A 356-nucleotide genomic window follows, 5' to 3' on the forward strand; every position below is an offset into this window, starting at 1 on the left:
TGGAGCGCAACCGTCCCTACGACACCTTCGGCTGGGGCGTGGTGTTCTCCGACCAGACGCTGGGCAATCTGATGGACGCCGACGCGCAGACCGCGCAGGCCATCGAAGCCTCGTTCAATCACTGGGACGATATCGATGTCTTCTTCAAGGGCGAGAAGGTCACGTCGGGCGGTCAAGGTTTCTGCGGCATCGGCCGCAAGCGGCTGCTGAACATCCTGCAGCAACGCTGCGAGGAGCTGGGCGTGTCGCTGGTGTTCGAGACCGAGGTGCTGGACGACCAGCAGATCGCGGCGCGCTACGGCGCTGACCTGGTGATCGCGTCGGACGGCTTGAACAGTCGCACCCGCGCGCGCTAT

The 356-nt window shown here is 64.6% G+C and carries 1 pseudogene; it reads left to right on the forward strand.

The annotated features are described in order from the left end of the window. A pseudogene (locus V3391_RS17605) lies at positions 1–356 on the forward strand (hypothetical protein); the annotation flags it as partial.

The organism is Luteimonas flava (assembly GCF_036584485.1).
GTDB classification, from domain to species: Bacteria; Pseudomonadota; Gammaproteobacteria; order Xanthomonadales; family Xanthomonadaceae; genus Luteimonas; species Luteimonas flava.